This window comes from Shimia sp. (assembly GCF_965227725.1).
Lineage (GTDB): Bacteria > Pseudomonadota > Alphaproteobacteria > Rhodobacterales > Rhodobacteraceae > Shimia.
Window position 1 is genome coordinate 477,954 of the sequence record NZ_CBDDGH010000001.1, and the last position, 25,960, is coordinate 503,913.

Genomic DNA, 25,960 nt, shown 5'->3' on the forward strand with positions numbered 1-25,960 from the left:
GCCCCTCAACCGCAGGTGTTGATCGACACGCCAAGATGCTCCAACCCCAGCGCCTTTATGGTGTCTGCCTGTATCGGCGCGGTCATCGTGTTGATGGCTTCCGCCCCAAAGCTGTTGCCCACCACAACCCGCGCCGGGCGCTGGCCTGCGGGCTGCACCACCAGATCCGCCACAGCATCAGCAATATCCTGCGGGTTGGGCGCCTGCTCCCCTGACAGCATCACCATGAACTGATCAAACATCGCCGCCGGGATCTGCCCGACCTCGCCATAGGCCGCCACCCGGCTGTGATCCACCGGCTGATCGGCGCTGGCATACATCTGTGTCGGATAGGCACTTGGCTGCACCAGACACACATCAATCCCCAGCTGGGAAAGCTCATAGCGGTAGCTGTCCGTCATTGCCTCCACCGCAAATTTGCTCGCCCCATAAAGCCCAAAAAACGGAAAGGTCACGCGCCCAAGGATCGAGCCGATGTTCACCACCAGCCCCGTCTTGTGCTGGCGCATCAAAGGCAACACCGCGCGGGTGACGCGATGCACGCCCAGAACATTCACATCAAACAGATTTGCAAGTTGTTCCTCGGAAAACGCTTCAGACACACCGGCCGAGGCCACGCCCGCATTGTTGACCAGAACATCAATCTGGCCTTCCTTGCCCGCAATGACATCCACAGCCGCCGCGACCGACTGACTTTGCGTCACGTCCAGATCCAGCACCTGCAGCCCCCGGTCACGCAAGGCCTCCGCATGGGCGCTGTTCTTCCCGTCAGTATCCCGCATGGTCGCATAAACCCGATGGCCGCTCCCCGCCAAAGTCTCACAAATCAGCCGCCCAAACCCGCTGGAGGCACCGGTCACAAGAATTGTTTTAGGCATATCAATCTCACTTTCATCTCTCTTGCCATGGCGGCGCCAGACTGGCGTCTCGCCTGTGGTTTCAATATGATTTATGCCAAGATTGAGATAAGTCTCTAACTTGGAACATCATATGTGCTCGGAGGGAACAAATGGATGATCTGACTCTGCTACGCCTGTTTGTGCAGGTGGTGGACAAAGGCAGCTTCTCCGCTGTCGCCCGCGCCACCCACACCACGCCCTCTGCCGTGTCCCGACAGATATCCCGGCTGGAGGAAGATCTGGGCACCCGGCTTTTGCAACGCACCACCCGGCAACAGGTTCTGACCGAGGCCGGAGAGATCTATCTGCGCCACGCCCGCCAGATCGTCGAAGACACAGAGGCCGCGCGGCGGGCTGTGTCCCAGCTGGGCCAAGACCCTTCCGGCGTGCTGCGGGTCACGGCAGAGGCCGACCTTGCCCATGCGCTGCTCTCCCCCATGCTGCCGGAGTTCCTCGCCAAATATCCGAACCTGCGCGTGCAGCTGCACACCTCCGCCAAGATGGAAGACCTCATCGACCGCGGCATCGACGTCGCCATCCGCATGGGCCATTTGGAGAGCTCAAGCCTGATCGCCAAACGGCTGGTGATGAGCCGATCCCTGCTTGTGGCGAGCCCTGCGTTTCTGGCCAACTACGACACCCCAAGCCAACCCGGCGATCTGAGCACCCTGCCCTGCCTGTCCTTCAAAACCGAAACGGAGCGCACGATCTGGCGTTTCAAAACCGGCGATGAGGTGCTCGACGTCCCGGTCTCCGGGCGTTTTCAGGTCGGCAGCCTTGTCCTGCTCAGAGAGGCGGCAAAATCCGGTCTGGGCATCGCCATGCTGCCGATCTGGACCGTGCGCGATGATCTCGATACAGGCACCTTGCAACCGGTGCTCCCCGGCTTCCCGCTGGAGCCCCCTGCCACCCCGATCAATGCCGTCTACCCCAGCGGTCGTTTCCTCGCCAGCAAGGTCCGCGTGTTCATTGATGCGCTGAGCCTCTGGGCGGAGACACACTTCAAATAGCGCGCGGTGCTCCACAGGCTTTCAATGGCAGCCAGCGTCATAGATCTTGCCCCGCGCAAACAAGCCACGAAAAAAGTGCAGAAATCTTGCGGTGGGATGTCACAAATCCCACCTCCCGCGCGTCCTCCTTATGTCACGAACAACAGGAGACAACGATGTCCACACAAAACGCCCAGCGCCTTGACCATTTCGGGGTCGCGCCAGACCTGCTCAAACCCCTGCTCGACCAGGAAGCCCTCCTGAAGCAAAGCGGGCTCGAACACAGCCTGATTGAGCTGGTGAAACTGCGCGTCTCACAGATCAACGGCTGCGCCTTCTGCATCAACATGCACTGGCAGGATGCCAAGACCCACGGCGAGCGCGAAGAGCGGCTCTATCTGCTCAATGCCTGGCGCGAGGCGTCGGTCTATACCCCGCGTGAAACCGCAGCGCTCGCTTGGGCCGAAGCCCTGACCCGCATCGAAACCACGCAAGCCCCCGATGCGGACTACGCCGCAATCAACGCACAGTTCACCCCGCGCGAGCAGGCCGCGCTCACCCTTGTGATCTGCGCGATCAACAGTTGGAACCGTATTGCCATCGGGTTTCGCATGCCCCACGACTTGCCACAGGAGGCAGATGCCGCATGACCGCCCGGGCGGATCCGATTTTCACGAGAGACTTCCTCTCTTTGCGGCCGCGCCTTTTCGCGGTCGCCTACCGTATGCTCGGCTCGGTCAGCGATGCCGAAGACATCGTGCAGGATTGCTTCATCAAGTGGCAACAGGCCAATCGGGAGCATGTGAGCGACCCCACCGGCTTTCTCATCAAGATTGCCACCAACCTCTGCCTCGACCGCCTGCGCGCCGCCAAACATCTACGCGCGGAGTATCCCGGCGAGTGGCTGCCCGAACCCATCCTGACCGACGATCCGACAGAGCGCACCGACCATGATGTCTCCGTCGCACTGCTGCAGGCACTGGAACGCCTGACCCCGCTGGAGCGCGCGGCGTTTCTGCTGCGGGACGTGTTTGACGTTGACTACGACGAAGTGGCCACAATCCTAGAGCGCAGCGCCGCCACCTGCCGCAAACTTGTGACCCGGGCGCGCAGCCATGTGCATGAGGCCCGCCCGCGCAGCACCGTCAGCCCCTCAGAGGGCGAAGCGATTACGCTGGCCTTCTTCCAGGCGGCGCGCACGGGTGACACCGGGGCCTTGTCCCGCCTGCTTGCAGAGAACGCGCAGGTGATCGCGGATGGTGGCGGCAAGGCCATTGCCGCCCGGCGTGTGATCTCTGGGCGAGAGCGGCTTGTCCGCTTCTTTGCAGGCATCGCCAAAAAGCAGCAAGGCCTGCCACCCTCGCCATGGCACTTCCGCCACCTCAACGGGCTGCCTGCCATCCTCAGCCGTACGCCCGAAGATGGCTTGATCCAGACAACGGCGCTCCGGATCGAAGACGGCCAGATCACCGGCATCTACATCGTTCGCAACCCGGAAAAGACCGCCCATCTGGCCCCTGTCTTCGACCTTCCAATGAGGCCAGGCACCTGAGCGCCTTTGCCTTTCGTGCCTCGCCGAACGGCTAAAAACCGCGCTCTTAATGTAAAAGCGCGCCCTCAGGCTGGCTGATCTCTGCTAGCGGCGGCGGTGCAACAGCCGCGCCGAGCGTTTGCGGCATGAAGAACGGGTTCACGTCATTGCCCGCCAAGGCCTGCGCCAAAGCCTCCTTTGCCGCCGCATCTGCCTCTGGCCACGGCAGCTGACGCCCGATCGGAAAGTGCTGAGCCATCACTTTGTGGCACTCATCCGCAGCGCCGGAGGTCTCGGAATAGGCATCCGCCGGTTTGCTGTCGCGCATCTTCCAGGACAGATATCCAATGACTTCGCTGCAGAAATAGCTCTGCCAATCCGGAAAGACCGCACTGGCCACCTGCCGGTAGGCGGGCAGCTCACTGCGCAGCTCTTCCCGCGTCAGGAAACCGGCGGCATAGGCATTGCGCAAAAGGAACATGCCCCGGCTCAGATCAAACCCCCAGCCCAGCGCCAGCAGATCGTCTTCGCCCTGCGGATAAAGCACCTGATCAATCGCTTCCGCCTTAAACAGGAACATATTGCGCAGGTCATTGCGCAACGCCAAACGGCCCACATGGCGCACGATCTGGAACATCTGATCACGCGCGTCTCCGTGCAACTTCAGGCTCTGCGGATCCTCAAACTCTTCGCATTTGTCCCTGATCGCCGCCAGGAACACCGCTTCATCCAATCCAAATTGATCCAGCGCCGCCACCAGAGACTGTCCCTGTGTCTCCTCCGCATGGGGCTGATCTTCGTCCGGGAAAAACACCTGATGAAAGCTGTCATGCGGCACCCCGGTCAGGCTGGACAGAATGTCATAGACAATATCAAAGCCTTCCTGATTGAACATATTCACAATTGAGCACCGGTGCAGTTTGCCGTCACGCAGATCATGGATCATCGTCAAAGCGCCCTTCTTGGAGGTGATCCCCCAACTCTGCTTCAGCGACCGTGCAAGATGCTCGGAATAGTCAAACTTCAGCGTGATGTAGGGCCGCGTCTCGGAAAACGCCGGATCGTCATAGCCTGCCTTGCGGTCCCAGAACGGGAAGTTCTCATAGGTGTGGTACCAGCCCTGATCGCGATAGGTGAACCGCGCGCATAGATTAAGCGCCTGCAGCTCCTCTTCTCCCAGAAGCTCGTTTTCGCGTGCCTTGTGATAGCGGGTGATTTCCCGCTTGGCCCGCCCCCGCAGCTTTCTCACAGCAAAATACGTCAACAGCAGCGTCGGGATCATCAGGTAGAAAAAGATCTCGCTCACCCCGAAAAACGGCAGAGACAGCAGCGCCGGCAGGCTGCTCACCGACAGCACGATCACGCGGATCCGGGTGAAAAAGTTGCTATACACGCGGCGCCAGGGTTCTTTGGGCAAAGTCAGCGTCCGGGTGCCTGCGAGGTTCTGGATATTGCTCGACAAAAAAGGCTTGGTCATTTGGGTCACACAGTCTCAATAATGCCCGTCCGAAGTGGCACAGCTTTTGAGCGAATGCAAAGGACGCAACACCCGAAAGACCAAAGCCGCGTTAAACTCCGCGTTACTGCCACAGCTTGCAGCCCTGCCGCGCTTTGAGCCGCAGCGCGACCATGCCTGTGGCACGTCTTTGCAGGCAGATCTGCGCAGAAAGAAGTGAGATCTGACTTTTCTGTCTTTTTGCTCTTGCGCTCCCGCCCGCAAGGCTCTAAATCCCCTTCACCGCGCTCTGGTAGCTCAGCTGGATAGAGTACTTGACTACGAATCAAGGGGTCGGGGGTTCGAATCCTCCCCAGAGCGCCATTTTCCCGATGTTGAACGTCACACGACTTTGACCTTTGCGTCATAAACTGACCCAACATCCTCATTTCATGCTCCCGCAGGCTGTTTCGATTGATCTGACTTGCCTTTCGGAAAATCAGGGCTGATTTGCAGGTTCAGTCGGCGAAGCCGCCTGCTCCTGCTGATCTGCCACGTGGCGAACGCGGGAGGGGGCGAGGCAATGCTATTCGACAGGGTGGCGCAGCCGAGGACACGGCCCTGTCTAATAGGGTTGCCCGAGGGGGAAGGCGGCGCTTTACCCCTGACGGCCAGGGGCGTTTGGCTCGTCCAAATCCCGCTGGCCCAATAAACAAGAGCGGCGGGGCGATAAGCCCCACCACAAGCGACGTCGCACTTCAGAAATCACTATTTGTGCCGACGATGATAAGCACTGCGGAATAACACGAACGGCCCAACCGGTCACTCGACTCTTGTCCCAAATGCTGCAGCCGCAGCCCGCATAGCAGACATTCGCTGCGCGCCCGAATCCTAGGCAAGGTCACACCCAGTAGGATCGACCGCGCATAGTCATTGGCAATGAGGTGCCATTTTTACCTAAGGTGCTTCTGGATCACTAAGAAACCGGTCCAGAACAACTTGTTCACACTTACAAAAGAAACCGGATTTTTTGTCACTTGTTGCGGTCTGCAAGCCCGAGCTCGGAGTGACCACTAGTGTTTTTTGACTATCAGAAATTGTCGAATCTATCGCGATGCAGCCGGTCGTTTTTTGCAAAATTTGTTGAAAAAGCTCGCGCTTCCGACCTGAGAAAGTCGCCGCCTCGCAGTATCGAACCGTCTCCAATTCCGGAGGTTGGTAAATCAGACTTACCGAGGTTCCGTAATCATCAACATACGCATCAAAAGCGGCCGTGTAGAAAGTGTAACCTTCGATATAGTCACCAATGTAATTCAGTGGTGCTTCAATTTCCCTCGGTTCCGGCTTCAGCCACCCTGTCAGATTGCCAATGCCGAAACTAACAAGCATTAAAACTAACGCCTTCAGCCAATCGTAGCCGGTGTCGAAAGCCAACCCTTTGACAAAAGACCAAAAGCGTTGCGTTCGTGTTTGAGGGGTACAATTCTTCATTTTGGCAAGAACAGGTAATTTCCCAGGTTCCCCCGTTGCACCCAAACAATGAGGGTAGGTATGGCTTGATCGCTGTCTTCTGACACGATGCTCAAAACACGATCATTTTCAAACGCGCCATTCATGCTGACGAAACAATTGAACTCTCCATTGTCAAACGCCTTGCTGGCGGAAGGTTCTCCAGAAAGGGAGCTTGACGTTGATGTTCTATAGGTCTCCAGGCAACTTGAGAGGGCTTCTCTGGATTCCAAAAGAATTTTTTCCATTTCGTCGATAACCGAGTCTGGCCCTGCGGCCACCAACAGAGCTGCAAACGCGTCTATTGGTACGCTGTCCACTCCTTGACTGATCCCCACGAAAGTATCGGCGTTGTTTGGAAAGAGGCGCTCGAGTGCTGCATCAAGTTCCTCCTGCGGAGGGCTATCAGCTTTGTAGTTATTAACCGAAAAAGTACACAGCTTCTTGTCTTCGTCATCTACAATATTGACTATCGATCTAGGTGATACTCCTAGTCTTGTATCTTCATCTGTAGCTTCGCATTCGTATACCTTCGCCATGGTTGCGTTGGCCGCGAAGAGCAAACACAAACTGGTAGCAGCAGAAAAACAAGTGTTCATAAATCAATCCCCACAGAGTGTGCTCAGAAAATTTCGCCAGTCAGGAAGCGAAACCCGAATGAATCCCATTCTGCAGCAATTCGATCGCAATCAACAAGCGTTTGAGCGCTCGTCTAGCTCCGGCGCCCCAAATTGAGCACCACTATTGCCATTTGGTATAGGTGTACGCGTCATTCCGGTACGCTGTTCCTAAGGCCCGGGTTCGTATGCGGAACATGAAGCGCTCCGAAAAACTGCCCAGACCGGTCATTGTAGCGACAGGGGCGTGCAATGACGCGGAACTGCAAAGCCGGCATTCGCACTTCCACAGTGGCGAAATTTCGAAAACCCCCGAGAACAACCTTTTAGAACAACCTCGGCGCGCATACTTTGACTGCATGGCTTACTTTTACTTAGACGACAGTAAACATCATCGTGTTGTTTTTTCTCTGGCTGCATTTGTAATCTGCGACACTGATCCGACAGAGCCTCTCAGCACTGTCTTTCGGAAACATGGATATGATCCCAAAGAGTTTGAGTACAAATCTTCGGCAAAAATGGCGGGAGACCGACAGATTCAAGGCTTAAGAGCTGACTTAAAGTCGTTCATTGGAAGGCAATGCAAAATTGCTGTTTGCGTTGTGGACGGAGACAAAAGGCTGGGACCTGCGGCACTCAGGCTACTGAGCTCTGCTTTGTCTCATCCCAGTCTTGAAGGGCAGTCACACAAGGTATTTTTTGACCAGGGACTGCTCCAATCAACTAAAGCTGCGGGTGGCTTGGTTGAAAGAGAATCCGCCCATGGATGCTGCGAATTCCATTTCGAGCAAGACTCACGAATGCACTTAGGCATTCAGTTAGCTGATATTGTTGCACATACTTGTAGCACAATGCTGCTTGAGACGCTCGGCGAGGTGACCAAGAAAGTGGTTCTCGATATGCCTGAAGACAGCGTCTATGATGGCCTAGAGGTCGAACTCGGTTTTGAGATGTGGGCGGGTATTCGTTACGCCTTCTTGGCCAAGAACAAACAAAACCCAATAGACGACTTCGATCTAGCAAATGTCGACGTCTACCCTTGGGGCTTGTTCATCGATGATAGTGCAGGAGAACGAATTTCTAACGCCGCCATGGAGCGATTTGGCGAGAATTATCTTGGCTGCATCCATTGACGGCCCACAGCCGCCGTTCACTGACTGGTGGGGTTGCTGCGGTCGCAGCCCGCTTTGCCGTCATTCGCTGCGAGCGCGAAACCAAGTTAGGTTTGGGGTCGGATGTTCAGATGGCGCTGACAGTTGAATGGTGTTCCTTGCGTTGGCACAAACCCGACGTCCACCAAAAGCACCTAGCAAGAAGTTCCCTCTTGTCGTTCTGCGATCAGCTTTTGGGGAACACTTCTAATTTCGTCCATGCGGGATAAGCGACCGTTGGCAGAGTATCGTTGAATAGTTCCCCGCTACCCACAAAAAATGTTCCGGTGATCAGATACTCTTGGTTTCCGGCATTCTCTTGAATCAAACCAGCATTAAGTACATCTCCAGATAGTCCAAGAAACTCTTGTTGATCACACGAGTTGGCGACGATTGGAACATCAAAGACTATGAAACTGGGCTCCGAATGATCAAGATTGATCGGAACGTCAGACACACCTTCGCCATCGTCACACATTGCCCATCTTGAGTCCAAGGTATCGACAGCCCAATCAATCCTGAGCTCTAGTGCGATCACACCTCCGGAATGCTTTCCAATTTCTGCAAGCGCTGACTTGTTGTCTACTACGCAACTTGCATCATACAAAACCGGACAAAGGCGCCCAGTAACAATTGGTCGACCGAACGGATCCAATTTTTGTTCGTCCTCAGTCTCCGGGAAAGCCAATTTCCAAAGAAATGTAGTTGTTCCGGTAACAGTGGATACACCACCGCCTAAGCCCCCAATCAGGACAAGGGCAAGTGCAATAGGATGTCTCTCCATCCAAGCAAGAAACTCTTTTAACATGGCTCTCCAAGGTGAATGCCGACGTTGCCATTTAGTATACTGGTGTGATCATCTATTTTCTCTATAGTTGTATCCACGCGATACCAAGGCAAGATGATTTTTCTAATACTGCGCCGCCAGTTTGCAGCGGCAACTCCATTTTTTCTGAAGCGAGATTTCTTATGGCTGATCTGAAGATAGCTACATGGAATGTCTTTCAATATGCAAAAGTTGGGACCTATTGGTACGATCTCGACGAGTCGAAAGACTACGAGGACGATCAATGGGCTGCCAAGCACGTTTGGATGAAGGAGATTATCGGCCAAATGAATGCCGACATTATCGGTTTTCAGGAAATTTTTAGTGTCGATGAATTCAAAGCCTTCATGAACGAGCAAGGCTATCCTCATGTTGCTGTTGTAGATGATCCAGCTATCGATCCGTCTGACAGCCGGATATTTGTGGGCCCGGTTACGGCGATCGCCTCACGGTACCCTTTTATCAGTAAACCCACAGCGCTGGCCTATCCTCAAGAACTCAGAGAAAATACGCAACTCCAAGACGATTATGACTTTAGGCGTTCGGTTGTACGTGCCGAGATTGACACTCCCCAAATGGGAAGTCTTGTTGTTTATGTCTGCCATTTCAAGTCAAAGGGGACGTTTGTCGATGGTGACGAAATTGCCAAATATGAGAGCTGGAAAGAGCGGTTTCGAGAACATCTTCGTGCGCGTGCAACCAACGATGCAGACCAGCTCATTCGGCGTAGCGGGGAAGCGGCCGGTGTATACCTAGCAGCCATGGAAGAATTGGTCAGCGACAAGAACCGGCCACTTGTCGTTGTCGGTGACTTCAATGATGACGAGGCGTCGACAACACTTCGAATCCTGACACAACAGGAGCGTGTGCATAACATTGCTCGCAAGAGGCGTAGTAGTATTGAAAGTAAGGCAGACAGAGCCTGGAATTTTACTTGGCAACTCTATGATAGCTATGGCTTGGTGCCAAATCAGAGCCCCGCAACAAGGCCTGTAACCCACGCGGGTGGCTGGAACTATGACGCAGCAACTTTGGATTTTATCTTGGTATCAAATGGGCTGAATCCCAAAAACCCCGGACGTGTCGCAGAGGTAACCGCAGTTGATTTCTACTCAGATCACTTTGAAGACCTCGATAAACTACTGACAACTGATCATGCGCCAGTCTGCGTAACCATCTCACCGTTGACTTCTTGACCAGCGAAACCAGCGCTCACAGCACAAAATGAGATAGCGAGGTTCGGCTCTGGGCTGCCATTGAACATCGCATTCCAATATTGCAGCCGCGACCCATGTTGCAGACGTTCGCTGCCAGTGCAAAAAAAGAGGTTGCAGCAGACAGTTGTCCTGACGGCGATTTTTATCTGTCATGGACCATTGGGGTTGGCGGCAGTACAATGGTTCTCTTGAAAAGGACCCAAGCAATGTGCAGGTCAGAATGCGATCCCTTAGTTGAATTTGAGAATGTCTCTACGAACCATTTACTTCGATGAATCTGGCTTTACGGGCTATAACCTCTTGGACCCGGACCAGCCCGTTTTCTCGGTGGCCAGTGCAGATATTGAGGAGGCGCGCGCCACCGAGATTCTGCGTTCGTCGTTTCCAAACAACCGCGCAGATGAGTACCATTTCACACGCATTTGGAAGTCAAAGCGTCAGAGAAATGGGCTCAGGAATTTTTGCAACCATCTTCACGAGGTGGCCGACACATCCTTCTGTTATGCGACGAACAAGCGGTTCGCTGTACTGACAAAGATCTTGGACTTTCTTGTCGAACCCGCGATCACCGACGCAGGTTTTGATTTCTACGATGACGGATTCTGTTGGCGATACTCGAACTATGTACATTTCGGTCTGACGCAGTTTGCCCCGTCGGAATTCATGGATTGTCTCTTGGCCCACTACCAACAGTTTAGTCGCGACCCCACACGGGAAAACCTGTCGACGCTTCAGTTTCGCCTGAGGATGATGGCGAATAGCGTAGACGAACGTATTCAAGTCTTTCTTGATCAAATGGCCATGGGAGCAGAACTCTTCGAGAAATATACAGGTCTCGATGATTTTCGTAGTTCTAACAACATTCAGACAAGTACGATGATCGCGGTGATCGGCCATTGGCGTCAGGCACATCCCGAAGACTTCGCCGTAGTTCATGATGCTTCATCGGCGTTCCTGAGAGATCGAGCGATGTGGGAAGCTATAACCGCCGCGGACAACGCTGAGGTCGAACTGAAAGCTGGGGATGGTAGTTTCGTATCGCATCCTTTGCGGGTAGTTTCGACCGAGGCAATAGACTCGCGCGAGAGCGCTTCGGTTCAGTTTTGCGATGTCTTGGCTGGTTTGACAGCAAAGCACTTCAACCCCAATCTTGATGACGACGAACGTAAATTCATGAACGAACTTATAGAGGAAGGCCTCGGAAATATCTCATCCAATAGGTTGGTGCCCACTGGGGAGTTCCCCATCCGATTTCCTCCGAAAAGATTGGATGGTCCTGATGTCATTGACCAGATGGCAGATATGCTTTCAGGGCGGCTGGGTTAACGCTTGGGAATCAAGATGCAAACCTAGAATGAGCCGCACTAGAGAGAGCTAAATACCGTTTGACAGCTATCTATCAAACCGCCCTTTAGGTTCTCCTAGTCGGGAAGGAAGGGGTCGCAGCTTGTGTTTGGCATTTGCCTTGGGCTTCTCAGGCGGGAGGGCCTCAACCTTTCGGCCGAGTTCAGTGATGCGATAGCCAAGAGTCCCGAACCATTTGTTGACGCCCGCCTCAAGCATCCTCCAACCTTCAAGATCCGAAAGCGTTTGATTATCGATACCGGGCGACAGCTTGTTGCGCAGTACAAAGACCAACTCCCCATCATTGCGAGAATCCTCGTAGTCGCATTCTTCGCGCAGCTTTCGGAGAGCGTCGTAGTGTCGCTTGTTGAGGCCGTGGTTCATTAATAGGCTTGCCACATTTTGAGATTGAATGCCACAAACCAACAGTAATGGATTGAACATCCGCTGAAAACTCACGCGGAGGGCAAACATGCTCAATTGTCGATCCGGCCCCAGAGTGACATTCAAGCGCCAACTGCGATACCGCTATTGATGTCCGATTCCCGTGCAAGCGCAACGAATGCAAAACCCCAATCAATGCTACATATAGTAGCTGTAGCTCACTTGAGGACGTTCTTTCGGATCAACGTACTTCATAATGTCCCCTATTTTGCTGGCACACTCGAGAGTAATGGGCAACCGTCCGTCAAGCTGAGTATTGTTCCAATTCATTTTGGTGAGTCCGAGGATCTCTTCGCAGAGGCTCTCCAATGACGAATCTTGGTCATAGGCCGTAATGCGGAGCGGGTTGGGCACGTACATACCTGGGTAGGTCTTGTAGAAGTCTACAGTCCCGCGAGTATAAAGCACGCCATCGGACTCGGACATCGCCAGCAGAGTGCCACGTTTTGGGGGATAGTTTTTGTCTGCAAAGAGGCGAATGTCGGTACCAGTAATAGCAACGAAGTCACGCGAGCGGATCGACTTCTCCTCCAGTGCGCGACGGAACCCGACCTGCTCGCTCTCACGGAAGTGGCTCGACTTATGGATTACAACCCGAGCCGGCATATGCTGCAGAGCGCGGTCGTACTCCTCTAGCGCATCGCGAAGCAACTCGTAAGCTTGCTCTTCGGAGAGGTATGGGCGTCGATTCTTCTTGTCGATCGAAACCGGAGTCCCGCGCAGGATGATACCGTGGCCGAATTCATCGAAAACTTGCGCGAGGCTCGACGAAACAGTCTCCCCGTCGCGGCTCTTGTAAAACCCAATGCCGATATAGCAGGACGGAGGTTTCGCATTGTCCTCGACGAGCCGCCAAGGGATTGTGCGGTTTCCCTTGTAATAGAGTGCTGTCGCAAAGTTCCACGCCTTCGTTGCAGGGTCCTGCTGGTCACCCGAATTCTTGGTAATGAGGATAGTCTTCTCGCGAACGAGCTGCAACGGCGTGCCTAAATGCATGCACCGCGCCTTCAGGATACGCCGGAAGTTGTACTCGAGTTCATTATCAGCGGCCTCGCCCTCGGCCCTCGTGGTAACAGAGTCAAACAACTCATTCGGTAGGACGCATACAATAACATCTACCGCTCTGTTTTCCGCAAGAAATCGGACCTGCTCATAGAAGAGGGCAACGGCCCGATCGATCCTAGTGGCACGGGTTTCGAGCTTCAGTGCGCTATTAATCTCCGACTTCTGCAAGGTGCGGGTGTACTGAGGCGAGTTGATAATGCGGGTCAGGAATCCATGATCTGGACTAATTCCGCCAAATCCACGGAAGAGGTTAGGCAGCTTGGATCCGGCCTTGCGTTCTAAACCGGCCCTGCATTTGGCAAGCCATTCGTCTAGCAGGTCGACCCCCTCGCCGCGACCGACAACACCGATCCTAAGTTCAGTGCGGCGCAACTCGTCGCGCTTATCATAAACCCCCATCTGTTCGATACCAGCACGAGGGCATATGTGTGTACCAGTGCCGAACTCTAATAGGGGTTCCGGAAGCGTCGTGAACCTCATGCCGCGACCTCATTTGAGCCGTCACCACTTACCTCAGCATTTTCTTCCAATTCATCCACCAGAGCCTCCGCTTCAACAGTTTGATCGGTCTCAAACTGCACTAGTGACTGGTAGCCGATTATAGAGGCATCAGCGTTGCCCTCGCACAAGCTGGCGAGGAAGTAGGCCACGAAGCGAACTTGATCACGCACGGTTGAGTTGTGCTCGAGCCGCTTTTGTTTTGACAGAAGGTCCTCATGCCAGTTCGATCGCTTGTAGCCATTATACGAGTAGTACCAGCTTGGTACGATCTCCGCGTACCAAGCGTCTCCGATCTTAGTGAATGACAGCTCGAAGGACATGTGTTGGTGATGCGCAACTTTGGTGGGGTCCTTCTTTTGCTGGACCACTTTGTACACTCGGCGCACCGATTTCTTCTTTCCGACCCAAGATTCCTTCCGCTCGGTTTGCCCTTGCTCATTTGGGCCGAAGAAGAAAAACCTGTCCTTAGAATGCAACTTTGCGCCTGCGGGTTTTAAAAGCTCTCAGGTATGGGCGTGAAGAAGCTGTTTGAGAATGTTGACGTTATCCACTTCGGACGAGTCAGCAAGGTCCGCCACATCCAAGCGTTCAATCGAACCCGAGTCGACCGCAGCCGCCAGCCCGGTTCGCTCCATGTCTTCGAATGCGAAAAGCCTGCCATCGTGATACACCCAGGCATCAGTTTCAACCTCTTCCAATAACAGTGCCATCTTTATGGTCGACCGCCTGTTTCTTGATCGACCACCATAGTTCAGCTCGACTTTGGCCCTCGCAATGACCGCCTTGTCGTCAATTGTGAGATCAGCAACGTAGACAGCTTCCGGAAGCTCGATGGCCTGCAGGTTAGAAGTTATTGTGGTTGGCGCCTCTACGGTTTCTGCGTTAAAGCTGGTGAAGGCTTCGGCCTCGCCCAGAATATGCTCGAACTCTCGCAAGATCCGCTCCTGCGCAGTTACACGCAATGCCGACACCTCCCTAAGAATATCGCCGAGGTCGATTATATGTTTCTTGCAGTTGAAGGAGAACTGGTCAGTCAGCAGCCCGTCTATCGCGGCTTGACTATAGGTAGATTGCTTTGGGGTCAGCATAAGGACGAAAAGTTCGTCGAAACTGTTATAGTAGGCTCGGTCCATGAACTGCTGAACTGTGGACTTTACCTTGTCGAGTGTTGTTGTCGAAGTCAGCTGGAAAGCTACCCGGTCGTGGTCGTCGCCAAGGTCGATCCCGGGGAAATTCTTAACCCTGCGATTCAGGTTGATAAGGTTAGGAAGATTGTAGGTCGCTTTTAGGATCGGAATGAACGCATCTTCAAGCGCCAAGTTTATGTCCGTACGCCCTTGGGCAGTCGCCAATTCTACCTGACGCTCCAGGCGACTCACCACTCCCCTCAATTTATTTTCAACCGCTAGCTGCTTCATCCACTGCCCTCTTTCCACCTTAATAGAGTGGGAACGAGACAAGATCATTTCAAGCCAATGGTGCGATCATCCGAACTGAGGCTGTTATTGTCTGGAGTTATCTTTGCGGTGCCCCGTTGACACACAGCTTTTTGGCCATCGAGATTTGCGTTTGTTTATGAGGAACGTGTGGATCCTATTTTCATTTGGCCATCCTAAACGAATGTCCGCATTCGTGAGATGGCACTTAAGATGGAGCATCTGCAGCGAATGACCGCTCTCCGCCGATTCTGTTGAAAAACAACGTGTTGCTGATGCAGAAATTGATGAGCTGAACCGAGCGCGAGCGCCTTTCTGGTCAGGCTTTGCGCGTTTGCTGCGGCGCAGGAAAGATCTTGGCCAATTTGCGGAGGTTCTGGGCGGTGGCGGCGAGGAGGAATTCGTCATTGGCACCACATGGTCCGCGTAGTCGGAGCCGTCCCAGACCGAGGATGCGTTTGAGGTGGGCAAAGAGCATTTCGACCTTCTTTCTGAGTTTCATCGAGATGTCGTATTGGCGGGTTTTGGCGATCTCGCGGGCGACTTGACGAGCGTCTTCGTGCTCTTCGCGGGTGATTTTGCGCGCATCGGCATTAGGGCAGCATTTGGCTTTTGATGGACAGGCCTGGCAAACTTCTTTCAGGGCGCGGTAGCGGGCCGTGCCCTTGCCGGTTGGCCCTCGGTTTGGGTCAGAATAGTTGCGGCGGAACTGCTTGAGTTCCTGGCCCTCAGGGCAAATGTATTGATCGTTTTCTGCATCCCACTCGAAATCCGCCCGCGTCCAAGTGCCATCGTTGCGCCCGGACTTGTCGAAGACCGGAATGTGCGGGGCGATGTTGCGGTCGACAAGCCAGCCCAGGAGCGGCCCGGTGCCATAGGCGGTGTCCGCGATCAGGCGCTCCGGATGCAGATCGAACTTCGCTTTCACGCGGTCCAGCATCGTCTTGGTCGATCCGACCTCTGCCTGCCGGATTGATCTGGTGCCTTCCACGTCGATTATAACCCCGTGATCCGTGTCGATCAGGTAATTGTCGGAATAGCTGAAGAAAGCAGGCCCTTTACGCGCTGCCGTCCATTGGCTGGCAGGGTCAGAATGCGAGGTAAACTTGGGTTGCACTTCGCTCGCAGCTCCGAAAGCCGCCTTATCCAGGGTGTCGAGATATTCGCGAACCGCACGAGGCGCATCTTCTGGATCGATGGTTGATGCATCCCATTCTTCTTTTGGCGTTGAATTCTGCTTGTTGGCATCGGCTTCGATCAGGCTGGCATCGATTGCCATGCGCTGACCGCTGACCAGACCTTCTTCGATGCACCGCGCGACAGTCGTCTCAAAAAGGTGGCGCAGCAGTTCGCTCTCGCGGAAGCGCCCATGCCGGTTCTTGGAGAACGTCGAGTGATCCGGGATACGGTCATTCAGATCGAGGCGGCAAAACCATCGATATGCCAGGTTCAGATGCACCTCTTCGCACAGCCGTCGCTCAGAGCGGATGCCGCAGCAATAGCCGACCAGCAGCATACGGATCAGCAGTTCAGGATCGACCGATGGACGACCGGTGTGGCTGTAGAAATCCGCGAGATGCACTCGAATGCTGCTCAAATCGACAAAGCGATCAATCGACCGAAGCAAGTGATCTTGGGGCACGTGGTTCTCCAATGAGAACTCATAGAATAGCGACGCCTGCGCTTCCTGCCTCGGTCCCAACATCGCTCTATCCTCCCACCCATTGGAAGAATTGAATCAGCAGTTCATGCACCGATCAAGGATGAGTTTTTCAACAAAATACGCCGATTCTGTTGAAAAACAACGTGTTGCTGATGCAGAAATTGATGAGCTGAACCGAGCGCGAGCGCCTTTCTGGTCAGGCTTTGCGCGTTTGCTGCGGCGCAGGAAAGATCTTGGCCAATTTGCGGAGGTTCTGGGCGGTGGCGGCGAGGAGGAATTCGTCATTGGCACCACATGGTCCGCGTAGTCGGAGCCGTCCCAGACCGAGGATGCGTTTGAGGTGGGCAAAGAGCATTTCGACCTTCTTTCTGAGTTTCATCGAGATGTCGTATTGGCGGGTTTTGGCGATCTCGCGGGCGACTTGACGAGCGTCTTCGTGCTCTTCGCGGGTGATTTTGCGCGCATCGGCATTAGGGCAGCATTTGGCTTTTGATGGACAGGCCTGGCAAACTTCTTTCAGGGCGCGGTAGCGGGCCGTGCCCTTGCCGGTTGGCCCTCGGTTTGGGTCAGAATAGTTGCGGCGGAACTGCTTGAGTTCCTGGCCCTCAGGGCAAATGTATTGATCGTTTTCTGCATCCCACTCGAAATCCGCCCGCGTCCAAGTGCCATCGTTGCGCCCGGACTTGTCGAAGACCGGAATGTGCGGGGCGATGTTGCGGTCGACAAGCCAGCCCAGGAGCGGCCCGGTGCCATAGGCGGTGTCCGCGATCAGGCGCTCCGGATGCAGATCGAACTTCGCTTTCACGCGGTCCAGCATCGTCTTGGTCGATCCGACCTCTGCCTGCCGGATTGATCTGGTGCCTTCCACGTCGATTATAACCCCGTGATCCGTGTCGATCAGGTAATTGTCGGAATAGCTGAAGAAAGCAGGCCCTTTACGCGCTGCCGTCCATTGGCTGGCAGGGTCAGAATGCGAGGTAAACTTGGGTTGCACTTCGCTCGCAGCTCCGAAAGCCGCCTTATCCAGGGTGTCGAGATATTCGCGAACCGCACGAGGCGCATCTTCTGGATCGATGGTTGATGCATCCCATTCTTCTTTTGGCGTTGAATTCTGCTTGTTGGCATCGGCTTCGATCAGGCTGGCATCGATTGCCATGCGCTGACCGCTGACCAGACCTTCTTCGATGCACCGCGCGACAGTCGTCTCAAAAAGGTGGCGCAGCAGTTCGCTCTCGCGGAAGCGCCCATGCCGGTTCTTGGAGAACGTCGAGTGATCCGGGATACGGTCATTCAGATCGAGGCGGCAAAACCATCGATATGCCAGGTTCAGATGCACCTCTTCGCACAGCCGTCGCTCAGAGCGGATGCCGCAGCAATAGCCGACCAGCAGCATACGGATCAGCAGTTCAGGATCGACCGATGGACGACCGGTGTGGCTGTAGAAATCCGCGAGATGCACTCGAATGCTGCTCAAATCGACAAAGCGATCAATCGACCGAAGCAAGTGATCTTGGGGCACGTGGTTCTCCAATGAGAACTCATAGAATAGCGACGCCTGCGCTTCCTGCCTCGGTCCCAACATCGCTCTATCCTCCCACCCATTGGAAGAATTGAATCAGCAGTTCATGCACCGATCAAGGATGAGTTTTTCAACAAAATACGCCCAAAGCCGCCGTTGATGTTAATTCTTATTCTGATCGGGGTTCTGCAATGCAGCGGAGGGGGCGGCATGTCGATGGCTATCCGAATTCAAAAATATCGAGATTGCTCTGTTTCTACCTGAACGTGTAGTGCTGGCGTGCGGATGAAAACAAATTGGCTTAGTATCGAGGAAGTTTCGTCAAATTGACCCAGCCCCCTGATCCGGGCCCTTTGGATGTAGAATCCGTTCCCGTTTCTTTCTGTTGATTAGGTTGCGGTCAAGGCCTGCTGAGCGGAGCTCTTGCGTAGCTCAAGCGCAGCAGGCCGGGTGGACGGTTGAGATTGGCGTAAACGGCTGGAGCCAGTCCGCCAAGTGAAGTGTGTGGTCTCTGGGTGTTGTAGTCGATCCTCCAAGTTTCAATGATCTTTCGAGCTTCAGCGAGATTGCCGAAGATTTCTTCGTTCAGGCATTCGTCCCGCAGCCTGCCATTGAACGACTCCACAAAGGCATTCTGCATGGGTTTTCCAGGCGCGATGTAGTGCCAGCCGACACCCGTTTCCTGACACCATCTCAGCACTGCATGAGATGTCATTTCCGTTCCGTTGTCAGCGACGATCATATCCGGCTGACCGCGCCAACGGACCAGTTCGTCCAGTTCACGAGTCATCCTCGCGCCTGATAGAGAGCGATCCACGACCGTTGCCAGCGCCTCTCGCGTGCAGTCATCCACGATGCACAACACTCGGAACCGCTGGCCATCTTCGAAGGCGTCAGACACGAAGTCCAGTGACCATCGCTGATTGGCGCGACCCGGCACCAGAATGGGTCGCCGCGCGCTCAGAGCCCGATTGCGTGACCGCCTACGGCGCACCGTCAGCCCTTCCTCGCGATAGAGCCTGAACAGCTTCTTGTGGTTCACCTCAAACCCTTCCCTGGCCAGCAAGATGCCCAAACGACGATAGCCGAACCGACGACGTTCATTCGCCAGTTCGCGCAGCCGATTGCGCAGGGCGTCGTCACCCCGATCTTGCTTTTGATACTGAAAGACCGACCTATGCAGATCAGCCAATTCGCACGCCCGACGCTCGGATAAGCCGTGCCGATCTATAACATCACGCACAGCTCGTCGCTTCACATCAGGTGTCAGTGATTTTTTGTCGCGAGATCCTTAAGGGCTGCATTGTCGAGCATCGCATCGGCCAACATGCGCTTCAGCTTGTTGTTCTCATCTTCCAGCGCCCGCAGCTTCTTGGCATCAGACAAGTTCATGCCGCCAAACTTTGCTTTATATTTATAGAACGTCGCATCGCTGATGCCGTATCTGCGACAATGTAGCGAATTCGCGCACTAGAGTGTGAAATTGTGTTACACTTGGCGAAATCCAATATTTCGCGGTGAGGCTATCCGATGCCGATACATTTCACGCTATTGGACGATGTCGCAACGCCTTGGACGCCGCCTGATGCTGCCCTAGTTCTAAGCGCATTCGGTGACGGGGAAGGTGGCAGGCGGCCAGTTGTTATGGCTTGTCATTCTGGTGCACCGTTCATCGGCAGAACAAGCGATCTGTTCGGCGAAACCGAACTACAGCGGATAGCGCATGCCTACCTGACTGCCGTTGCAGAACGGTTCGATGCGACGTTTTCGGGCAGATTCCCAAGCCGAGATAAGAACTTCCTGCCGCAGGGATGGCTAGACGCCCTGGATCCGGACACCCCGAATGCCGATTTTGGCTGGAGACCCCTTGTTAACGAAAGGATGGATGACACCTCTGAGCCCGTCATTTCGAGGGTGACATTTCGGGACGATGACGCCACGGCCATTATGGTGGCTGGCGATCCGCTGCCCAGCGGGTTTGGGGTGCGCGTCGTCATGCGAGTGTTTGACAAGACCCGCGGGGTGTTCGCTCTGAATGGCCTGACTGCGCATTTGCCAAATTCCCCCTATATCACCTGGCTGGAGGCGGACGATGAAGCGCTTGCAGCTCTGGGCAACCCACAAAGATATTTTACGAACAACAGGGCACGCGTTGCGAGAGCTGCAGGTCAGCAAGAGAACGCGATGGCGTTTCACGAGTTTCGCCTGCGAAAAGAAGGGCATAGCGAAACGGATCCAGACTATTCCGTCGACATCGTCACTTATGGGGCCCGTGTGCCTTTGCGCGAAGCTGAACACGCTCTACTCGACCCGGTAAGTGTTGCGGTGACACGCATTTCGCTGGCAGATAGAGATCTCACGCCAACACGTGTTGGGGAGCACCCTCTTTATGCTGATGCCAATGCGACCGTGCCGGTATTTGAGGATGATCCCGTCTCAGACAAGGATGTTCAGGATCCTCCGCCCTATATATTCGGAGCATATCGGCCTGCCGGTCAATTGGACACGGCCCGTGACATGGTCAATATAGCAACGCCTCTGGAAACAAATGATTTTTTGATCCGCCATTGCCCCGAATTCGTCGGGCAGGACGTGGGCAATAACCCAACAGATCCCCGTGACATCGTTCTCGACCCCGGCGAGATTTCAGACGCACGCTCAAATGACCAATCCGCCATTTCCGCCTACTATGGCTGTCTTAAATTCTTCAAATACATCGGCGACTTTGGCCTCAATACCGCAGCTTTATTCCGTCGGGTCAATCGGCCGCTTCAGGTGCATTATCGCTCCGGCATAAGACCCGGTCCGGGCAAAGACGGCCGCACCATTAACGCACGTGTCGATATAAGGGATTTTCCTGACGCCGGAGGCCTCACACCGACAGTCGGATCCGTGCATATGTTCCTTGCGTTGGCCAACCTGAACCGCTGGTTCCGAGACGTGCCGGATACCGGCGCCTTTGAGCCGCGTGAGGCTCAACCGTTGGGCATCGCCAACAGCCGCCGCTGGATCCATCATGAGTTGGGACATGTACTTATTGCCGCTGCGCTAGGTGAGCTTGAATTGCGCTTTGTGCATAGCATTGGAGACGGGTTGGCCGCTGTTTTGGCTGATCCTACGTCACGCATACCGGAAGCGGATCGTGACGGTCCCTGGGCTGATTTCAGGTTCCAGACGTTCCCTTGGGTGTTCACCACCCGCCGACATGATCGCAGCGTTCTGTCCGGATGGAGCTGGAGCGGCACCATGCATCGCGACGTTTTGCGCACTCCCGAAAGCGACCTACGGAAACTGAAGGGATATAATTCAGAGCAAATCCTATCGACAACGCTGTTCCGGCTTTACCGATGTCTCGGCGGCGACACTGTCCGAACCGATGGCGAGCCAGATGAGTTCGCCCGCCGCAAAGCATCTATGGTTGTTCTCTATCTACTGGTGCGCGGCGTGGACAGCTTTGCCCACCCACCTTTGCTGGCGGAGGAACTGGAATGCGCTTTGATTGAGGCTGATCTGGCACTCACCACTTTGCCGTCCACTTTTGGCGATATCTGGACCGGCGGACAGGCGCACAAGCCTATTCGTTGGGCGTTTGAGGCGCAGGGCCTGCACCCGGCAGATCCGAACCGCGTGAACAATGGACCGGGAGCGCCACCGCCGGTGGATCTGTATTTGAAAGACAAGCGCAGCGGGATTGAGAAGACTTTTGCGGGAGAAGTCGATCACGGAGACGGCAGCTATAATCCAGTTTCGCTACATTGGGCGGCAGATGCCGGCTGGGTAGGTGAGCTGAGCAACGGATCGGTTGTCCTTGGAAATCGGGGCACCAGCCCGGTAACGAGCGTACATCTGCGTGGATGGATTGGGCTGCATTTCGGTGGCAACACCATCTTGTGGATCCATGCGTGGAGTTTCGAATATGATATCGCCACCCCGCCAGCGCCGCACGAGACCGTCACCTATGATGTGCCGACGATTAGTCTCCCAGCAAGCTGGCCAGCCATGAGTGCTCTGCTGTTGCTTGAAATCAGCGCGCCGGAGGATCGGGCAAACACCGACCCGGCAATTGCGCTGGCCACTGAAATCGCACAGGGGGACCAGCCGCCGAAATCGCGGGAGGCGGTGATGCATCGCGTCGCAAATGACAACAACCTTGGGCTTTTTTGGCTTTAAACAGGGGCTAGCTGACGGACCTCAGCTCCACTCTGCCTTGGCCCGTACCAGGATTTCATGCAGCATTGGGCACTCTATCTGAAGCGGCGCTCCAGCCTCATCAACATAGTCCGGATTACGGTCTGCCCCAGGCAGCAGCGCGTCCCAGACACCAAACGCTAGATGCCGCGACGCGGAGCTGTCAGACGGGTAATGCACTCCGATCCGTTCGCGGTTCACTGCGATCCTCTGCGCGATCAGCAGAAGCGGTGAAGGAATTGGTCTACGTACTGTAGTAGGCCTCGGTGGCAGCACTGTTCCGGGCGTGCCGACGTCGCTCCAAAGTGGCTGAGTTAACGGATCACCATTGCCCGGTGCACCCGATCTGTCCACTCCAAGCCGTATATGCATATAAGGAATTTCAAGCAGCAACAACGATATGAAATTGGCGAGGAAGGCATGCCCGCTTGGGAAGGCGGGGTGCATCGGCGGGCCAAAAGGGGGCACTAAACCCGGACACAGAAGTGATGGTCGTACCCGTTTGAAATGATCTTTGTAAGCCATGTACACAAGATTGCCGATGGCCAGCCCGCAGGCGATCAATTCCATCGTCCAGACGTGATCGCGTTGGTTTGCGCCGATGAATTGCGCGATGTAGTCATGAAGGCGGTCGGCCTGAAGGTCCGCTTCGTTAAGGTAGGCCGCGCGATCTTCCTGCATGTAATTGACCAGTTGATCCAGCTCAGCGTTGATCTCTGCCCATCGACTTGCGGCGGAACCGTTGAACCACAAAAGATCCTCGTCTTTGATCCAGTTCCAATCTGATTGACCATAGCGGCCCTCATCCGGATGCCATTTTTCCCACTCCTGCGCGAATTCGCGCGCGGCCACGATTGATGGCAGGGCCGGGTCGGCCGACTTCAGCCATTCGGTTAACTCTGGGTCGAACTCGCGGGACCAGAACCTGAGCGCGGGATCCCAGTCGCGTGACCGCCATTCGGCATGTTCAGGGTTTCTCGCTGGATCGATTCGAAAATTCGTAGGAAAGGAGGTGGCCCCGGTATTGTCGGGGCTGAATTCCAGAGCCCAAGGCCTTCTGCGCAACTCAAATGGCGTTGCATAGTAGCTTCGCGGAAAGCTGCTGCCTGACGGGATGTGTCCGGCGAGCGGATGATATTGCCCTTGGCCCTGTCCCTGTCCTTGCCCTTGGCCCTGTCCTTGTCCTTGGCCCTGTCCTTGTCCTTGTCCTTGTCCCTGTCCCTGACCGAATGCCATTGCAGTCCTCCAAACCAAACTTGCGAACATACCCTACTTAGTTGCGCCTTCTAATGTGGCAGCTCCGCCAATTTCAAACCTCGGCTCAGGGCCACCTTGTCCCTGCTTCTGACCAAAGGATACCATGAAACAAACCTATCCACTTGGAAACTTTCGTCGAGTTCCAAAAGAGCCTCTGCCACTGTGTAGGCCTCTTCAAGCCGGTCAGCGAGTGCAAGTGAAGCTGTGAGCACCCTCAGGGTTGCAGCGTAACGTGGGTTGGCGCGCCGCGCCTTACGCAACCAGTCGACGGCTAAGTTATAGTTTCCGCCGACGAATTCAGCCATTCCGGCGCCACACCACCATGAGAAATTCATTGCATCAAAGGGGCTGAGTTTGAACGCGTTCTGAAAGCGCTGCATTGCCTCATCGCGCATCCCCAGATAGCTCATCGTGATTCCGCTCATGGCCCACCCGAGAGCATTGTTTTGATCAAGTGATAGGGCAACATCGAAAATGGAGATCGCTTCGTTCGGCTTTCCTTCAACAAGACTTGTAAGGTGCCCTGCAACCACCTGACAAAACGCATCCCTTGGATCGAGACTGATCGCTTTTTGGGCATGCTCAAATGCACGCCTCCTGATCGCTTCCGGGTCGCGAGAACGCTCTTCTCCGTAAAGAAAGTTTAGGCGCCATGCAGAGTAAGCATGCGCCTGAGCATAATTCGGATCGAGTTCCAATGCTCGATCCAATGCAATCCCAGAAGCGCGAAAGCTATCCTCCGTGAAATCATAGAGCTGGGACGATGCCTTTAACACACAATCATATGCGTCCAGACTGGATGTTGGCCGGTTACGGACGCGCTTGGTTTCTTCAGCAAGAAGTCTCGGTTCGAATGAACCGACCACTTGTGAAACAATCTTGTCCTGAAAGCTAAAAACATCTTCAGAGCTGCCATCGAAATGTTCTGCCCAAATCGAACGATTCTGGGCAACACTCACCAATTCTGCCGATATCCTCAGCCTTCTTCGCTGCTTTCTGACGCTGCCATCGAGAATATAGTTAACACCAAGTTGGGCAGCGATGTCCGTTAGGTTTTTAGAGCGGTCGGCGAATTGTAGAGTTGATGCGCGAGCAATGACGTGGAAGCGTCGGCTACTTGATAAGCCAGTGATGATGTCTTCGGTGATCCCCGAACCGAAGTAGTCAAGTTCCAGCTCGTCAGATATGCACCGAAACGGCATTACCGCCACGGAAGGACGAGAGGTCCATTCCAGAAACGGCTGGTGCAGCCCAGCGTCAGCCGGGCCTGAAAGTGGCTCCACGGCGTAGAGCTGAACAATGCGACTGATGTTTTTCAAACGTGGCGTACCAAGATTGCGAAATCGCACAGGCACCCTGCTACCCACAAGTTCGCGCGCGAGACTAGTGACCACAATCTGACCGGGCTCAGCGGCCTCGTGGATACGCGACGCGATATTGATACCGTCGCCCAAAATGTGGTCGTCATCGACAATAACATCTTCAGCGTTTACAGCGATTCTCAACTGCAGGACTGGTCTTTGCTCCGGCATTGCCGTTGACTCGACAGCCCGCTGCGCTTCCACCGCCCAAGACAGGGCATTTACTATACTGGAAAACTCTATGAGAAGCGCATCACCTGCAAATTCCGCCAATCGCCCATGGAATTGGTCAGCAAGAGGCAATAGGCACTCGTGTCGCAGGTCTTCCCAAAGCTTTGCTGTTCCGACGTCATCGTCGGACATCAAACGGGAGAACCCAACGATGTCGGCAAAGGCAAAAGCCGTTAGTCGTCTTGGAGTAAGTTCGTCTTCATTTCGGAGCACAACGCTGAACCAAGTTTTGAAAACTGCTGAAGCGTAGCAAAAATACAATGCAAAATCTACTTTTAGAGTTGATGGCCTCGCATGAATGCCGGAAGGCAAAGCTCGGGAACACAGAATGGAAGAAAACAGCCGCCATAGCGGCCGACAATCTGCGCCCTGCCAGCCCCTTCTCGACGCAGTGAGTAGGGCGTTTAGGAATCTGCTAGCTCCGCGCTGTAGACGCAGCCGGCGATCAAAGGAGAGCCTGAGCTCATCTGAAGCCTGATACGCCACAAACAAATCTCGCAGACGAGCAATCCGGATAACTGACATCGACCGCCCCACTCATGTAGCAGTGCAGCCAATACGAATGCGCCGGTGCATATCGAGCCGATACGCCGCGCCCCTGTCGTCGCTCTTGTTATGGCGACTCGTGCGGCTTTGACTTCGCAAATTCAAGAGCGCCATCGCCACCCAATATCAGCAAGGTATCGATCTACTTGCCTCCGAGATCGTTCAGTGCACGTGTTTGCAATGAAATGCCGGCGTCAGTTTGTATCAGCCCACCGGTCACGGAACACAGGA

At 54.7% G+C, this 25,960-nt stretch carries 20 protein-coding genes, 1 tRNA gene and 1 pseudogene; 8 read left to right on the forward strand and 14 right to left on the reverse strand.

The genetic code is table 11. The features are described from left to right. Positions 1 to 5: 5 nt before the first annotated feature. Positions 6 to 878: an SDR family oxidoreductase gene (locus tag ACO07T_RS02315; RefSeq protein WP_422048101.1), complete on the reverse strand. Its 873-nt coding sequence runs from the start codon at positions 876 to 878 to the stop codon at positions 6 to 8. Positions 879 to 1,009: 131 nt separating this feature from the next. Between ACO07T_RS02315 and ACO07T_RS02320 the strand changes: the two genes are divergently transcribed. From ACO07T_RS02320 to ACO07T_RS02330, 3 genes are all read left to right on the forward strand, one after another. Further along, positions 1,010 to 1,909 carry a LysR family transcriptional regulator gene (locus tag ACO07T_RS02320; protein WP_422048102.1) on the forward strand — a complete coding sequence of 300 codons (900 nt, stop codon included), beginning with the start codon at positions 1,010 to 1,012 and terminating at the stop codon, positions 1,907 to 1,909. Between the two features lie 155 nt (positions 1,910 to 2,064). Then, positions 2,065 to 2,538, forward strand: a complete 474-nt coding sequence (locus ACO07T_RS02325; protein ID WP_422048103.1) for a carboxymuconolactone decarboxylase family protein — start codon at positions 2,065 to 2,067, stop codon at positions 2,536 to 2,538. Next, entirely contained in the window at positions 2,535 to 3,440 is a 906-nt protein-coding gene (locus ACO07T_RS02330; RefSeq protein ID WP_422048104.1) for a sigma-70 family RNA polymerase sigma factor, read from the forward strand. Before ACO07T_RS02325 ends, ACO07T_RS02330 begins: the two co-directional genes overlap by 4 nt. A 46-nt stretch (positions 3,441 to 3,486) precedes the next feature. On the opposite strand, the gene ACO07T_RS02335 is transcribed toward ACO07T_RS02330, so the two are convergent. Further along, on the reverse strand, positions 3,487 to 4,896 hold the full coding sequence (locus ACO07T_RS02335) for a DUF1266 domain-containing protein (RefSeq protein ID WP_422048105.1): 1,410 nt from the start codon (positions 4,894 to 4,896) through the stop codon (positions 3,487 to 3,489). A gap of 265 nt (positions 4,897 to 5,161) precedes the next feature. On the opposite strand from ACO07T_RS02335, the gene ACO07T_RS02340 reads away from it, so the two are divergent. Continuing rightward, positions 5,162 to 5,238, forward strand: a tRNA-Arg gene (locus ACO07T_RS02340). A 573-nt stretch (positions 5,239 to 5,811) separates the two neighbouring features. Here ACO07T_RS02340 and ACO07T_RS02345 read toward each other — a convergent pair. Both ACO07T_RS02345 and ACO07T_RS02350 read right to left on the reverse strand, forming a co-directional pair. Further along, positions 5,812 to 6,288, reverse strand: a complete 477-nt coding sequence (locus ACO07T_RS02345; RefSeq protein WP_422048106.1) for a hypothetical protein — start codon at positions 6,286 to 6,288, stop codon at positions 5,812 to 5,814. A gap of 53 nt (positions 6,289 to 6,341) precedes the next feature. Further along, the gene (locus ACO07T_RS02350) at positions 6,342 to 6,962 is read right to left on the reverse strand and encodes a hypothetical protein (RefSeq protein WP_422048107.1); all 621 of its coding nucleotides are present in this window, start codon (positions 6,960 to 6,962) and stop codon (positions 6,342 to 6,344) included. Positions 6,963 to 7,177: 215 nt separating this feature from the next. Between ACO07T_RS02350 and ACO07T_RS02355 the strand changes: the two genes are divergently transcribed. Next, the gene (locus ACO07T_RS02355; protein ID WP_422048108.1) at positions 7,178 to 8,113 is read left to right on the forward strand and encodes a DUF3800 domain-containing protein; all 936 of its coding nucleotides are present in this window, start codon (positions 7,178 to 7,180) and stop codon (positions 8,111 to 8,113) included. 205 nt (positions 8,114 to 8,318) lie between these two features. On the opposite strand, the gene ACO07T_RS02360 is transcribed toward ACO07T_RS02355, so the two are convergent. Continuing rightward, positions 8,319 to 8,939 carry a hypothetical protein gene (locus ACO07T_RS02360; protein WP_422048109.1) on the reverse strand — a complete coding sequence of 207 codons (621 nt, stop codon included), beginning with the start codon at positions 8,937 to 8,939 and terminating at the stop codon, positions 8,319 to 8,321. Positions 8,940 to 9,100: 161 nt separating this feature from the next. Between ACO07T_RS02360 and ACO07T_RS02365 the strand changes: the two genes are divergently transcribed. Further along, positions 9,101 to 10,153, forward strand: coding sequence for an endonuclease/exonuclease/phosphatase family protein (locus tag ACO07T_RS02365; protein WP_422048110.1), 1,053 nt, complete (start codon positions 9,101 to 9,103; stop codon positions 10,151 to 10,153). A 267-nt stretch (positions 10,154 to 10,420) separates the two neighbouring features. Beyond that, positions 10,421 to 11,500, forward strand: coding sequence for a DUF3800 domain-containing protein (locus tag ACO07T_RS02370; protein WP_422048111.1), 1,080 nt, complete (start codon positions 10,421 to 10,423; stop codon positions 11,498 to 11,500). A 66-nt stretch (positions 11,501 to 11,566) separates the two neighbouring features. On the opposite strand, the gene ACO07T_RS02375 is transcribed toward ACO07T_RS02370, so the two are convergent. From ACO07T_RS02375 to ACO07T_RS02405, 7 genes and pseudogenes are all read right to left on the reverse strand, one after another. Further along, positions 11,567 to 11,998: a hypothetical protein gene (locus ACO07T_RS02375; protein WP_422048112.1), complete on the reverse strand. Its 432-nt coding sequence runs from the start codon at positions 11,996 to 11,998 to the stop codon at positions 11,567 to 11,569. A gap of 102 nt (positions 11,999 to 12,100) precedes the next feature. Continuing rightward, complete coding sequence (locus ACO07T_RS02380; RefSeq protein WP_422048113.1) at positions 12,101 to 13,507, reverse strand: argonaute/piwi family protein; 1,407 nt, start codon at positions 13,505 to 13,507, stop codon at positions 12,101 to 12,103. After that, positions 13,504 to 14,004 (reverse strand): hypothetical protein, encoded by a 501-nt coding sequence (locus tag ACO07T_RS02385; RefSeq protein WP_422048114.1) that lies wholly within the window; start codon positions 14,002 to 14,004, stop codon positions 13,504 to 13,506. Before ACO07T_RS02385 ends, ACO07T_RS02380 begins: the two co-directional genes overlap by 4 nt. A 27-nt stretch (positions 14,005 to 14,031) precedes the next feature. Beyond that, a complete protein-coding gene (locus ACO07T_RS02390; RefSeq protein WP_422048115.1) occupies positions 14,032 to 14,946 on the reverse strand; it encodes an SMEK domain-containing protein in 915 nt (304 codons plus the stop codon). Positions 14,947 to 15,283: 337 nt separating this feature from the next. Further along, on the reverse strand, positions 15,284 to 16,669 hold the full coding sequence (locus ACO07T_RS02395; protein WP_209101862.1) for an IS1182 family transposase: 1,386 nt from the start codon (positions 16,667 to 16,669) through the stop codon (positions 15,284 to 15,286). Between the two features lie 154 nt (positions 16,670 to 16,823). Further along, positions 16,824 to 18,209 carry an IS1182 family transposase gene (locus tag ACO07T_RS02400; protein WP_209101862.1) on the reverse strand — a complete coding sequence of 462 codons (1,386 nt, stop codon included), beginning with the start codon at positions 18,207 to 18,209 and terminating at the stop codon, positions 16,824 to 16,826. 326 nt (positions 18,210 to 18,535) lie between these two features. Next, positions 18,536 to 19,598: pseudogene (locus tag ACO07T_RS02405) on the reverse strand (IS3 family transposase); the annotation flags it as partial. 429 nt (positions 19,599 to 20,027) lie between these two features. Between ACO07T_RS02405 and ACO07T_RS02410 the strand changes: the two are divergent. Further along, the gene (locus tag ACO07T_RS02410) at positions 20,028 to 22,316 is read left to right on the forward strand and encodes a hypothetical protein (protein WP_422048117.1); all 2,289 of its coding nucleotides are present in this window, start codon (positions 20,028 to 20,030) and stop codon (positions 22,314 to 22,316) included. A gap of 21 nt (positions 22,317 to 22,337) precedes the next feature. Here ACO07T_RS02410 and ACO07T_RS02415 read toward each other — a convergent pair whose 3' ends face one another. Next, the gene (locus tag ACO07T_RS02415) at positions 22,338 to 23,570 is read right to left on the reverse strand and encodes a phosphatase PAP2 family protein (RefSeq protein ID WP_422048118.1); all 1,233 of its coding nucleotides are present in this window, start codon (positions 23,568 to 23,570) and stop codon (positions 22,338 to 22,340) included. A gap of 50 nt (positions 23,571 to 23,620) precedes the next feature. Continuing rightward, entirely contained in the window at positions 23,621 to 25,708 is a 2,088-nt protein-coding gene (locus tag ACO07T_RS02420) for an adenylate/guanylate cyclase domain-containing protein (protein ID WP_422048119.1), read from the reverse strand. Positions 25,709 to 25,960: the final 252 nt, after the last annotated feature.

Coding starts and splice junctions, on each gene's coding strand:
- ACO07T_RS02315 (WP_422048101.1), bottom strand. CDS start 878: ATGCCTAAAACAATTCTTGTGACCGGTGCCTCCAGCGGGTTTGGGCGG.
- ACO07T_RS02320 (WP_422048102.1), top strand. CDS start 1,010: ATGGATGATCTGACTCTGCTACGCCTGTTTGTGCAGGTGGTGGACAAA.
- ACO07T_RS02325 (WP_422048103.1), top strand. CDS start 2,065: ATGTCCACACAAAACGCCCAGCGCCTTGACCATTTCGGGGTCGCGCCA.
- ACO07T_RS02330 (WP_422048104.1), top strand. CDS start 2,535: ATGACCGCCCGGGCGGATCCGATTTTCACGAGAGACTTCCTCTCTTTG.
- ACO07T_RS02335 (WP_422048105.1), bottom strand. CDS start 4,896: ATGACCAAGCCTTTTTTGTCGAGCAATATCCAGAACCTCGCAGGCACC.
- ACO07T_RS02350 (WP_422048107.1), bottom strand. CDS start 6,962: ATGAACACTTGTTTTTCTGCTGCTACCAGTTTGTGTTTGCTCTTCGCG.
- ACO07T_RS02355 (WP_422048108.1), top strand. CDS start 7,178: ATGAAGCGCTCCGAAAAACTGCCCAGACCGGTCATTGTAGCGACAGGG.
- ACO07T_RS02360 (WP_422048109.1), bottom strand. CDS start 8,939: ATGTTAAAAGAGTTTCTTGCTTGGATGGAGAGACATCCTATTGCACTT.
- ACO07T_RS02365 (WP_422048110.1), top strand. CDS start 9,101: ATGGCTGATCTGAAGATAGCTACATGGAATGTCTTTCAATATGCAAAA.
- ACO07T_RS02370 (WP_422048111.1), top strand. CDS start 10,421: ATGTCTCTACGAACCATTTACTTCGATGAATCTGGCTTTACGGGCTAT.
- ACO07T_RS02380 (WP_422048113.1), bottom strand. CDS start 13,507: ATGAGGTTCACGACGCTTCCGGAACCCCTATTAGAGTTCGGCACTGGT.
- ACO07T_RS02390 (WP_422048115.1), bottom strand. CDS start 14,946: ATGAAGCAGCTAGCGGTTGAAAATAAATTGAGGGGAGTGGTGAGTCGC.
- ACO07T_RS02395 (WP_209101862.1), bottom strand. CDS start 16,669: ATGTTGGGACCGAGGCAGGAAGCGCAGGCGTCGCTATTCTATGAGTTC.
- ACO07T_RS02400 (WP_209101862.1), bottom strand. CDS start 18,209: ATGTTGGGACCGAGGCAGGAAGCGCAGGCGTCGCTATTCTATGAGTTC.
- ACO07T_RS02410 (WP_422048117.1), top strand. CDS start 20,028: ATGGATGACACCTCTGAGCCCGTCATTTCGAGGGTGACATTTCGGGAC.
- ACO07T_RS02415 (WP_422048118.1), bottom strand. CDS start 23,570: ATGGCATTCGGTCAGGGACAGGGACAAGGACAAGGACAAGGACAGGGC.
- ACO07T_RS02420 (WP_422048119.1), bottom strand. CDS start 25,708: ATGTCAGTTATCCGGATTGCTCGTCTGCGAGATTTGTTTGTGGCGTAT.